Here is an 11137-nt window from a genome sequence, read left to right on the forward strand (position 1 = left end):
CTCTCGAACGGCGGCTGCTCAACGTGGTGGATGAGATGGCGATAGCCTCCGGCGTGCCGGTGCCGCAGGTGGTCGTGCTCGACCAGGAGCACGGCATTAACGCCTTTGCCGCCGGCAGTTCGCCCAACGAGGCTGCGGTGGCCGTGACGCGGGGCACTCTGGAGCGGCTGGACCGCGACGAGCTCCAGGGCGTGATCGCGCACGAGTTCAGCCATATTTTCAATGGCGACATGCGGCTCAACCTCCGTCTTATCGGCGTGCTGCACGGCATTCTGCTGCTGAGCCTGATGGGGCGGGCCATCCTGTACGGGGCGGGCCGCAGCCGTGGCAGGAATGCCGGTGGCGTGCTGGTTCTCGGCATCGCGCTGCTGGTTGTCGGCTTCCTGGGGGTCCTCTTCGGCCGTTTGATAAAAGCGGCGGTGTCGCGCCAGCGCGAGTATCTCGCCGATGCCGCCGCCGTGCAGTTTACCCGCAATCCGGACGGGATCGGCGGCGCGCTGCGCAAGATAGCCGGTGTGGAGGACTCTCTGGTGCAGCACCCCAATGCCGAGGAGGCGAGCCACCTGTTCTTTGGCCAGGGCCTGAATTTCTTTCTCGGCCTGCTCGCCACCCACCCGCCGATCGACGAGCGCATCCGCCGTATCGATCCGCGTCTCGCACCGGCCGCAACCGGCAGCGTAGGGACGGTCCGCGCAAGCGGGACGGGGACGGGGTTTGCCGGGACCGATAGTGCCGTTGCCGCCGATCCCGCGCGGATAGCGGATTCCATCGGCACACTCGATGCCGCTCACCTCGAGTATGCACGCGAGTTGTTAGCGGCGCTCCCGGAGTCGGTCACCGACGATCTGCATCGGGCCGAAAACGCCAAGGCGGTGGTATACCTGCTGCTGCTCAGTGACGACCCTGCGGCAAGGGAAAAGCAGGGAAAGGCGCTGGCAGCGGAGCGGGGCGCACTGGCGCGGGCCGAGGCGCATCGCCACTGGCTGAAACAGGCCGGGCCGCGCGTGCGCCTGCCGCTGCTCGATCTGGCCCTGCCCACCCTGGCGGAACTGCCGAAGGCGGAACGCCAGCCCTTTCTCACCACGGTGAGTGCACTGATCCGTGCCGATGAGCGGGTCTCGCTGTTTGAATATGTGGTGGATACGGCGCTGCGCCGGCGCCTGTCGCCAAAGGAGAACGCCGTCAAACACTCGCGCGCCCCGCGCATTATCAGGGCCGATTGCGAGCTGCTGTTCTGGGCATTGGCGAAGGCGGGAGCGGACGATGACGCCCGGGCGCGTGCCGCATTTGCGGCGGCCGTGGAGCGGGCGCCCCTGGATGGACCTTTTTCTCCGCCTGAGGGCGGGATCAAGCTCGGCCTGCTGCACGAGGCACTCGGTCGCCTGATTCAGAGCCCGCCCGGTTTCAAACGGAAACTGATCCAGGCCTGCGCCGCCGCCGTCATCCACGACGGCAGGGTCACCGTGGCCGAAGGCGAACTGCTGCGTGCCGTCGCCGAACGGCTCGATGCCCCGATGCCGCCGCTACTGCCCGGTATCCCTCTGAGTTGATTCGTCAGTACACCAGATTCATCATCACCGTCATGACGATGAGGAATAGCACCGTCATGACGCCGCCCGCGCGCATGAAATCGGGGACGCGGTAACCACCCGGCCCCATGATCAATGCGTTTACCTGGTGGGTGGGGATAAGGAACGAGTTGGAGGTGGCAATCGCCACGGTGAGTGCGAATACCGCGGGATTGGCGCCGGCACCGACTGCGATATTCACTGCCAGCGGCACTAGCAGCACGGTGGCGCCCACATTGGACATTACCAGCGTGAAGCCGGTGGCCAGCACCGCGATGGCAAGTTGGAGAACCCAGATCGGCATGTCGCCCATCACTACAAGCGTCTGTTCGGCAATCCAGGCAGCGGTACCGCTGGTCTCCACCGCCATGCCGAGCGGGATGAGGCTCGCCAGCAGGAACACGGTTTTCCAACTGACGGCCTCATAGGCCTCCTCGATACTCAGCACCTTCGACAAAATCATGCCGAGGGCGCCGGTCAGCAGTGCCACCGAGAGCATGAGGTCGCTGAACAGAATCAGTCCCAGGGCGATGCCGAAAAAGCCCAACGCCCAGCCAACCTTGTGCGGCCGTGACTCTTCATGCGGGTATTCTGTGGTGACCACCACGAAATCGCGGTCCTTTTCCAAACGCGCCAGGGCATCCCAGGCGGTGTGGACCACCAGGATGTCACCGGGCTGTAGCGGCATATCCCGGATACCGTCCCCTTCACGGAAGATTTTGCCGCCACGATTCAGGGCGACCATGGAGAGGCCGTAGGTCTTTCGCATCCACACGTCGCGCGCCGATTTGCCCACCAAAGACGAGCCGGGAGGGAGCACCACTTCGCCGATACCGGCCTGGCTGGGAGAGAGCAGTTCGGAGAAGGTCTCCAGGTCCTTGCGCACATCGAGATGGAAGTGCTCCACAAACGTCCGGGTGTGCTCCGGAGAGGCGAGGACGCCCAGCACGCTGCCCGCCTGGATGCCGACATCCCGGGCCAGCCCGCCGGGACCGATGCGCAGGTCGTCACTGCCGCGCAGCGCGCCGATGACGCGTATGCTGAAGCGGCCCTCCACATCATCCAGCAGCTTGCCCACCAGCGGGCTCTCTGCCGGTACCACCACCTCCCACAGCTCGTACTCGATACCGTAGGTCTCGCGGAAGTAGCCCATGGTGTTGGTGGCCTTTGTCCCCTCGGTCCGGGTCACCGGCAGTACAAAGCGGCCGGCAACAATGAAATAGAGGATGCCCGTGGCGATCAGCGCCAGACCCACCGGAGTCACTGAAAACAGCGACCAGGTCTCCATCTGATGCTCGGGCGGGAGCGCCCGGTTCGAAGTGAGCATGAGGTCATTGAGGAGAATCAACGGGCTGGAGCCGACCATGGTCAGGGTGCCGCCGAGGATGGCGCAAAAGCCCATCGGCATCAGCAGCCGGGACATCGGCAGACCGGTGCGGACGGAGATGCGGCTGACCACCGGCAGGAATAGTGCGGCGGCCCCTACATTCTGCATAAAGCTGGAGATGACACCTGCGGTGCTGGAGACGATGGGAATTACCCGCGTCTCGCTGCTGCCGCCGACCCGGAGGATGAAACCGGCGACGCGGCTCATCAGCCCCGTCTTGTCCAGTCCCGCACCGATAATCATCACCGCGATGATCGAGATCACCGCATTACTGGAGAAACCCCGGAAGAGTTGCGCGGCATCGATCAGTCCCTCTTCCAATCCCATCAGCGGCGCGACCAGAGAGGTCAGTCCCAGCAGGACCATCACGGTGGCCGCGGTCACATCCACGCCGACGACCTCGAAAGCGAACAGATAGATGGTGAGGAGCAAAAACGCCACCACCCAGGCGATTTCGACGGTAGGCACCATCGAGGCAAGCCACAGCCCCATTACCGCAAAGATTCCGGCCGCCGCCAGCGTGCCTACGGGCAGACGTGATTTGCTGTTTCCGGAGCTCTCGCTCGACGTAACTGAAGGGTTCATGGTTTTCGGAAAGATCTCCTGATTGACGGGGGTAATCGCTCGATGGGAGTGAACGGAGCGGGGCGGAAAGATCCGCACAGTCTAATGAATTCGGTGCCTCCGGTTCAACGTGGGATGCGGCTTCAGGGGCATGTGCGCGCAATTCCGTCCCCCGCCCCAGGTGGGCTTGGGTCGACAGGATACATCGCCCAAACGGCAGTGATCTGTAATAATGCGCAGCGGTTCACCCTTGGCGGGGCTCTCTTTTTTCCGACATCAACCAGAAAAGTACAGTCCATGATTCAGAAACTGTTCCCCTTTCTTCGCTGGTGGCCTATCACGGGCGAAAATCTGCGTGCCGATCTGATTGCCGGTATCACGGTCGCCCTGGTGCTGATTCCCCAGTCGATGGCCTATGCGCAACTCGCCGGCCTGCCCGCCTACTACGGCCTTTACGCAGCGTTTTTGCCCGGCATCATTGCAGCTTTGTGGGGCTCTTCCAATCAGCTGGCCACCGGACCCGTGGCGGTGGTCTCATTGCTGACCGCCTCAGCGCTGATGCCGTTCGCCACCCTCGGCAGCGAGCAGTTCGTCGCCCTCGCCATCCTGCTGGCGCTACTGGTCGGCCTGTTCCAGCTCTCGCTGGGCCTGCTGCGGCTGGGGGTAGTGGTGAATTTCCTCTCGCATCCGGTCATCGTCGGGTTCACCAACGCCGCCGCGCTCATCATCGGCCTGTCGCAATTGAACAAGATCTTCGGCGTCGACAAGCCGCGCAGCGAGAGTTTCGCCAACGACGTCCTGGCAGTACTGGCACAGATCCCCGAGTCCCATCTGCCGACCCTGGCCATGGGTCTGGCGGCGATCGGCGTCATGCTTTACATGAAGGCGAAGGTTCCGAAGTTTCCGGGCGTGCTGGTGGCAGTGGTGGCCACCACGGTGGTCAGCTTTCTCATCGGTTTCGCCGAAATGGGCGGCTCTGTGGTCGGCGAAATCCCGGCCGGACTCCCCTCGGTCGCCATGCCGGTGCTGGACATGAGTGTCCTGGGGACGCTGATCAGCAGCGCCGTGGTCATCTCGCTGGTCGGCTTCATGGAAGCGATCTCCATTGCCAAGGCGATGGCCGCGAAAACCAAGGACCACATCGACCCCAATCAGGAGTTGATTGGCCAGGGCCTGGGCAATATCTTCGGCAGTTTCACCCAGTCCTATCCGACCAGCGGCTCCTTCTCTCGCTCCGCCGTCAATCTCAATGCGGGCGCCCGCACCGGCCTTTCGGCGGTCATCACCGGCTTGGTGGTGATGACCACGCTGCTGTTCCTCACGCCGCTGCTCTACCACCTGCCGAGCGCCGTGCTGGCCGCGGTGATCATGATGGCGGTGTTTGGGCTCGTCAATTTCAGGGCGGTTGTGCACGCCTGGCAGGCCAACAAGCATGACGGCACCGCCTCGGTCGTCACCTTTGTCGCCACTCTTGGCTTTGCCCCGCACTTGGACAAGGGCATCATGGTCGGAGCGGTTCTCGCGATCCTGCTCTACCTCTACCGCACCATGCGCCCGCGCGTGGCAATCCTGGGCCGCTATGGTGATGGCACCCTGCGCGATCTCAAGGTCCACCCGGAGTTGCCGACGGACCCGCGCATTATCGCTGTGCGTTTTGACGGCTCGCTCTACTTCGCCAACGTTTCCTATTTCGAAGATGCGATTCTGGAAGCGGTTTCGTGCCAGCCGTCGGCGAAGTTCGTGCTGGTCGTCGGCGACGGCATCAACCAGGTCGACGCCTCCGGCGAGGAAGTCCTGCACCATCTGGTGGAGCGGCTGAAGGACGCCGGTGTCACGCTGGTCTTCAGTGGACTGAAGCGGCAGGTACTGGAAGTGATGCGCCATACCAGCCTCTACGAGACGATCGGTCGCGACTGCATCTACGCCACCGAGACCATGGCGCTCAATGCCATATACGAATGGCTGAAGCGGGATGATGCAGATGGTACTTTCGGCCCGTTGAAACCGCAGTCCACGGATGTTTCGGCCTGAGCGCATCGAATGATGATGCTTGCCAGGGGAGTGGAGTAGCCAGCCGTGGGCCATCGACGAGCGTATCGACTGGCGGTTTGCGCTGCCCCAACGCCACTCGGCTCAATTCTGTTCTCCCGAGGCGAGTCTGGCCCGCGAACGCTACCTGGCCAACCACCCAACCGCCATCATGGTGCTCAAGTGTATGGACGGGCGGATCAATATCCCGGTTGCCACCAATACGCCTCCCGGCATTATCCAGCCGTTCCGCAATCTGGGGGTATGTTCAATTTGGGCCGGCCCTATCTCGGCGAGGTGCTTGCCGATCATGTCCAAGCGATGCTGCGGCCGGCGCCAGGTCGGACTGGCAGGTGGTGAATGCATTCAGCTCCTCGATCTGCCAGTTGAGCTGGCAGGCGGTTACCGGCCGGAAGGGATACAGCAAACCGGCAACGAGCACGTCGCGGCAGCGCACCGGTCTGGCGGCACACTCGATCAATACGGCCTCGGCATCCAGCTCCGTCTCCCCGGCCGACGCCTCGGCGATGACCGCCTCGAGATCGGTACGAGTGATGCGGCCGCTCCGGTAGAGTTCACGGAAGGTCTCGTTGGGCAGATAGCCCCGCGCGCCGGTCAGCCGTCGCGCCTCGGACAACGCCTCGCGAAAGGGTAGATGGGCGAAGCCGTGCAGGGTGTTGTGATGAACAAACTCGCGAATCGGCGCCTGTGCCGGCAACACATGCTCCAGGTGTGCGATCAGCGCCTCCAGCCGGGTGTGCATGTCGGCCGAGGGGTTATCGCCCGGCTGGCGGTGGCTTGCCGTGGTCCCGCTCATGGCATGAATACCCCGCTGAGCCGGTCCACCGAGGCGGAAACCAGAGTGAGGGCGGGTGTAGGAAAGATGCCGATGAGCAGCATGCCGGCACTGAGCGCGCCGGCGCTGGTCAGCTCGGTCCGGCTGAGATCGGGCAGGCCCTGCATGCGCTGATTCACCGGGCCGGTGAACAGGCGCCCGACGGTGCGCAGGGCATAGGCGGCGCTGATCAGCACCCCGATACTGAGCAGGACCATCCAGGCGCCCCAGCGCTCGAAGCCACCGATAATGGCGTGCAGTTCGGCAATGAATCCGGCGGTTCCCGGCATCCCTACGGCGGCGATGAAGGCGAGTACGGTGAAAAAGGCGAAGCGCGGCATAACCCGCACCAGCGAGCTGTAGTCGGCAATGTCGCGGGTGTGGGTGCGCTCATAGAGGAGGCCGATGAGCAGGAACAGGGCGCCGGCCACCAGGCCGTGGGCCACCATCTGCATCACCGCACCGGTCAGCCCCGCCACGTTGAGCGCAGCGATGCCGAGCAGGACCATCCCCATATGGCTGACCGAGGAGTAGGCGATCATCGCCTTGAGGTCGCGTTGCCGCCAGGCGAGCACACCACCGTAAACAAGACTGATGAAACCGAGCCCGGCGAGAACCCCCTGCAGTGAAAGGGCGGCCTGCGGCAGCATCTCCACCGCTCGTATGAGGCCGTAGGAACCCATCTTGAGCAGAATGCCCGAGAGCAGGATGGAGACGGGGACTCAACGCCTCGACGTGAGCGATCGGCAACCAGCCGTGTAACGGAAAGATTGGCATCTTCACGCCAAATCCGATCAGCAGTCCGAGGAATAGCAGAATCTGCGTTTCGGCCGGAAGCGAGCGCGCCCCTTCCGCCATGGCTGCCATATCGAAGGTGTGGCCCGGTGCGGCATCGTAAAGTACCAGAAGCGAGACCAGAAGGAAGACAGAGCCGCCCATCGTGTAGAGCACGAAATTGAGCGCCGCCCCCTGGCGATTGGTGCCCCCCCCCAGCGGTCGATGAGAAAGAACAGGGGGTCTCCCAGAACACATAGAAGAGCGACCAGTCGCGGGCGGTAAACACCCCGAGCATCGCCGCTTCCAGCAGCAGCAGGGCGTAATAGGCCCTGACTCGTTCGCGGATGGTATTGGAAGCGAGCACGGCGACCAGGGTCAGCAGGGTGGCCAACAGCACCATTGGGAAGGAGAATCCATCTACGCCGAGGCTGAAGCTGGTGCCCAGCCGGGGGTTCCAGCGATGGGACTCCAGCAACTGCGCACCGGCCAACTCCGGGTCGAAGACCGACAGCAGCCCCCACGCATAGGCCGCAGTGATTGCCGCCGTGGCAATACCTACCCAGCGAATCACGCGCGGGGAATTGCCCGGCAGCAGGGCGATCGCAATCGATCCCGCCAGGGGCAGTAGCAGAAGTAGACTCAACCACGACATCAATCAGGAGCCGTTGCAGGTAGTCCGGCGCGCGAGGCCCGGGGCGCCCCGATCGGGGGCGGGCAAACGCCGGATTCTAACGGAAACCGGGGGGCTGAAAAGCAGGTGCAGCGGTTTACCTCGCTGCCGGTCGAGCAGGAGGTCGGGGTTCCACGCCGTTTATCGACCGTTAGCGCTGATTTACGCTCAGCCGCCCCGGACCGGTCAAGACCAGTGCGATGGCGGTAAACAGAAACATGCCCTGCAGCTCGAGGGCCCAGCCGCCGACATCGGTCATGTCCAGCAGTTCGTGCCGGTGGGCGAGAGCAAAGGCGAACAGCATGTTGATGGCAATCAGCCCGGCTCCGACTCGTGCATACCACCCGATCAACAGCAGAATCGGCCCCAGTACCTCCCCGAGGTAGGTGCCGTAGGCCATAAAGCCGGGCAGCCCCGCGCCTTCCGCCATCTGTTCAATGGGTGCGATGCCGCCGGTTATCTTCGAGATACCGTGCAGCAGGATGAGAATGCCAAGGGTCAGGCGAAGTACGAGTTTGCCGACGTCGTCGCTCAGATTGTCCCGCATCGGTATCCCTCTGATGTCTTGTCCTTCAAGCGTAGTCGAAGGTGCGGGCTACGAGGCTTGGGGGGCTTTTTACTGGCCGGCTTCCCCGGACTCGCTCGAGGCCGGGTTCTCCATCTCCGCGACGCGCTTTTCGAGGGCCTCCAGCTTGCTGCGGGTCCGGGCCAGCACCTGCGTCTGCACCTCGAACTCCTCGCGGGTCACCAGATCCAGTTTGGCGAAACTGGATTGGAGCACGGCGCGGAAATTCTTCTCCAGATCGCTCTGCAGTTCGCGGACGCCCTGTGGCAGGGCTTGCGTCAGTCTCCGGGCCAAATCGTCGATAAATCGGGTATCCATTGCTCATCTCCCCAGTGGTTTTTACATCGTGCTCCATGCGGGGGCTCTGAGTGTCACACTATTTTCCGCATGAACCACTAGTGTAAGGCATTCGTTTCCCGCCCGTCTGCTCCGCACCGAAATAGTGCATCGCGCGCTCCGTCCCATTCGCTTTGGTGCGAAGATGACGGGTAAACAAACCCTGTGGTCATGTAACGCTTTGTGTTTCCCGTCTTTCAGGGAGATGGCACGCCTGATGCAAACGGAAAGGGTGAAGGCAAACCATTCCTGGGAGAAGTAGATATGAACCAGTTTCAAAAGACATTAATCGCCGCTTCGGTCACCGCCGTCGCCCTGGGCAGCAGCGCGGCCACGGCCGAACTCTCCGCCAATATCGGTGCCACCAGCAACTACATCTGGCGTGGTGTCACTCAGAGCGACGACGGTACAGCCGTCTCCGGTGGCGTCGATTATGGGCTCGAGTCCGGGGTCTACGCCGGAACCTGGGTCTCTACTGTCGACTTTGGCGGCGAAGGCGACAACAACGAGTATGAGCAGGATCTCTACCTCGGCTACGCTGGAGAGGCGGGCGATTTCGGCTACGACTTCGGCCTCAATCGCTACATGTACCCCCTGGCCGATGATGCCGACTTTACCGAGCTCTACCTGAGCGGCAGCTTCGCCAATTTTTCGGCCGGGCTGGCCTACACCGTGTCCAGTGATGTAGATGACGAGCCGGGTACGGCCGAATCCTTCATCGATGGTGATCTTTATTACTACGCGGCCGCCGACTTCGCGCTTCCCGAGGACTTCGGCCTTAGTGTGACCATGGGCCAATATACCTTCGAGGACGACGATGTAGATGGTGCCGCTCTCGATTACAGCCACTACCAGATCGCCCTCTCGAAATCAGCTGGCGAAATGGGTGACTTTGCTCTCGCCCTCGACAAAAACGACCTGGACGGAACCACCAACGGCAAGGATAACGACGACCCGCGCGTCAGCGTCTCCTGGGCCAAAACGTTTTAATCGCAGTGAACATGTGACCGCGTCCGTCCCTTCGTGCGGGCGCAACCGAAAGAGGGATAACTCATGAAACTGGTAACCGCAATCATCAAGCCCTTCAAGCTGGATGACGTGCGTGAGGCCCTGTCGGATATCGGCGTGCAGGGGATCACCGTCACCGAAGTGAAGGGTTTCGGACGACAGAAGGGCCACACCGAGCTCTATCGCGGTGCGGAGTACGTGGTGGACTTTCTGCCCAAGGTGAAAGTCGAGGCGGCGGTGGGTGATGACCTGGTCGACCAGGTCATTGAGGCCGTCAGCAGTGCCGCCAATACGGGCAAGATCGGTGACGGCAAGATTTTCGTCTCCGATCTCGAACAGGCCGTCCGCATCCGCACCGGCGAGACCGGCCCGGAAGCTTTGTGAAGAGGATTGAATGATGGATGCTGTAAAAGAGTTGGCCTATGCGCTCGATACCTTCTATTTCCTGATGTCGGGGGTTCTGGTCATGTGGATGGCGGCCGGCTTTTCCATGCTCGAGGCGGGCCTCGTGCGTGCGAAGAACACCGCCGAAATCCTTACCAAGAATATCGCCCTGTATGCCATCGCCAGCATCATGTACATGCTGGTCGGCTACAACATCATGTACGGCGACGGCATCAATTCGGTGATTCCGGGCCTCAGCTTCCTGCTCGGCGGTGATAATGCCACCGAAGCGGTGCTGGCCGGTGGTGAGGGTGCGCCGTACTACTCGAATATGTCCGACTTCTTCTTCCAGGTAGTATTCGTCGCCACTGCCATGTCCATCGTTTCGGGTGCGGTCGCGGAGCGCATGAAGCTGTGGACCTTTCTCGCCTTCGCGGTGGTGATGACCGGTTTCATCTACCCGGTGCAGGGCTTCTGGAAATGGGGCGGCGGCTTCCTCGACGGCCTTGGCTTTCTGGACTTCGCCGGCTCCGGCGTGGTGCACCTGACCGGCGCCACGGCGGCTCTGGCGGGTGTCCTGCTGCTCGGTGCGCGCCGGGGCAAGTACGGTGAACACGGCGAAGTGAATGCCATTCCCGGTGCCAACCTGCCGCTGGCCACCCTGGGTACCTTCATCCTCTGGATGGGCTGGTTCGGCTTCAACGGCGGTTCCGAACTGATGCTCTCCAACGTGGCCGAAGCCAATGCCGTATCGATGATCTTCGTCAACACCAACATGGCCGCTGCCGGCGGTGTGGTGGCCGCTTTGATTGCCGCCCGCCTGCTGTTCGGCAAGGCCGACCTGACCATGGCCCTCAATGGGGCCCTGGCCGGCCTGGTGGCGATCACGGCCGAACCGTTGACCCCGGGCGCCCTGGCCGCAACCTTCATCGGCTGTATCGGCGGCGTGCTGGTGGTGCCCTCCATCGTCACTCTCGACAAGCTGAAGATCGACGCCCCGGTCGGTGCCATCTCC

Annotated in this window: 9 protein-coding genes and 1 pseudogene; 5 read left to right on the plus strand and 5 right to left on the minus strand. The window is 62.6% G+C overall.

The window, feature by feature from the left end:
* A partial coding sequence (locus Q7L05_RS15555) for a M48 family metallopeptidase (RefSeq protein ID WP_303908784.1) occupies positions 1-1550 on the plus strand: 1550 nt, incomplete at its 5' end.
* Positions 1551-1554: 4 nt separating this feature from the next.
* On the opposite strand, the gene Q7L05_RS15560 is transcribed toward Q7L05_RS15555, so the two are convergent.
* Positions 1555-3447, minus strand: a complete 1893-nt coding sequence (locus Q7L05_RS15560) for an SLC13 family permease (protein ID WP_317623145.1) — start codon at positions 3445-3447, stop codon at positions 1555-1557.
* A 369-nt stretch (positions 3448-3816) separates the two neighbouring features.
* Here Q7L05_RS15560 and Q7L05_RS15565 point away from each other — a divergent pair, with 369 nt between their 5' ends.
* The gene (locus Q7L05_RS15565) at positions 3817-5550 is read left to right on the plus strand and encodes a SulP family inorganic anion transporter (protein WP_303908787.1); all 1734 of its coding nucleotides are present in this window, start codon (positions 3817-3819) and stop codon (positions 5548-5550) included.
* Positions 5551-5815: 265 nt separating this feature from the next.
* On the opposite strand, the gene Q7L05_RS15570 is transcribed toward Q7L05_RS15565, so the two are convergent.
* From Q7L05_RS15570 to ubiK, 4 genes and pseudogenes are all read right to left on the minus strand, one after another.
* Complete coding sequence (locus Q7L05_RS15570) at positions 5816-6364, minus strand: putative inorganic carbon transporter subunit DabA (RefSeq protein ID WP_303908789.1); 549 nt, start codon at positions 6362-6364, stop codon at positions 5816-5818.
* Positions 6361-7811, minus strand: a pseudogene (locus tag Q7L05_RS17460) (complex I subunit 4 family protein). The gene Q7L05_RS15570 and the pseudogene Q7L05_RS17460 overlap by 4 nt, the downstream one beginning before the upstream one ends.
* Before the next feature lie 169 nt (positions 7812-7980).
* Complete coding sequence (locus Q7L05_RS15585; RefSeq protein WP_303908795.1) at positions 7981-8376, minus strand: DoxX family protein; 396 nt, start codon at positions 8374-8376, stop codon at positions 7981-7983.
* A gap of 69 nt (positions 8377-8445) precedes the next feature.
* Positions 8446-8712, minus strand: coding sequence for a ubiquinone biosynthesis accessory factor UbiK (ubiK, locus tag Q7L05_RS15590; RefSeq protein WP_303908798.1), 267 nt, complete (start codon positions 8710-8712; stop codon positions 8446-8448).
* A gap of 282 nt (positions 8713-8994) precedes the next feature.
* Between ubiK and Q7L05_RS15595 the strand changes: the two genes are divergently transcribed.
* From Q7L05_RS15595 to Q7L05_RS15605, 3 genes are all read left to right on the plus strand, one after another.
* Entirely contained in the window at positions 8995-9720 is a 726-nt protein-coding gene (locus tag Q7L05_RS15595; protein ID WP_303908803.1) for a TorF family putative porin, read from the plus strand.
* Between the two features lie 63 nt (positions 9721-9783).
* Positions 9784-10122, plus strand: a complete 339-nt coding sequence (gene glnK, locus Q7L05_RS15600) for a P-II family nitrogen regulator (RefSeq protein WP_303908806.1) — start codon at positions 9784-9786, stop codon at positions 10120-10122.
* Positions 10123-10135: 13 nt separating this feature from the next.
* Positions 10136-11137: ammonium transporter (locus Q7L05_RS15605; protein WP_303908814.1), on the plus strand; the 1002-nt coding region annotated here is incomplete at its 3' end.

It is taken from the genome of Thiohalomonas denitrificans (genome assembly GCF_016841685.1).
Classification (GTDB): Bacteria; Pseudomonadota; Gammaproteobacteria; order Thiohalomonadales; family Thiohalomonadaceae; genus Thiohalomonas; species Thiohalomonas denitrificans_A.

What these genes read in the sequence shown, in the direction of transcription:
- Q7L05_RS15560 (WP_317623145.1), bottom strand. Translation starts at nt 3,447, where the DNA reads ATGGGGCTGTGGCTTGCCTCGATGGTGCCTACCGTCGAAATCGCCTGG.
- Q7L05_RS15565 (WP_303908787.1), top strand. Translation starts at nt 3,817, where the DNA reads ATGATTCAGAAACTGTTCCCCTTTCTTCGCTGGTGGCCTATCACGGGC.
- Q7L05_RS15570 (WP_303908789.1), bottom strand. Translation starts at nt 6,364, where the DNA reads ATGAGCGGGACCACGGCAAGCCACCGCCAGCCGGGCGATAACCCCTCG.
- Q7L05_RS15585 (WP_303908795.1), bottom strand. Translation starts at nt 8,376, where the DNA reads ATGCGGGACAATCTGAGCGACGACGTCGGCAAACTCGTACTTCGCCTG.
- ubiK (WP_303908798.1), bottom strand. Translation starts at nt 8,712, where the DNA reads ATGGATACCCGATTTATCGACGATTTGGCCCGGAGACTGACGCAAGCC.
- Q7L05_RS15595 (WP_303908803.1), top strand. Translation starts at nt 8,995, where the DNA reads ATGAACCAGTTTCAAAAGACATTAATCGCCGCTTCGGTCACCGCCGTC.
- glnK (WP_303908806.1), top strand. Translation starts at nt 9,784, where the DNA reads ATGAAACTGGTAACCGCAATCATCAAGCCCTTCAAGCTGGATGACGTG.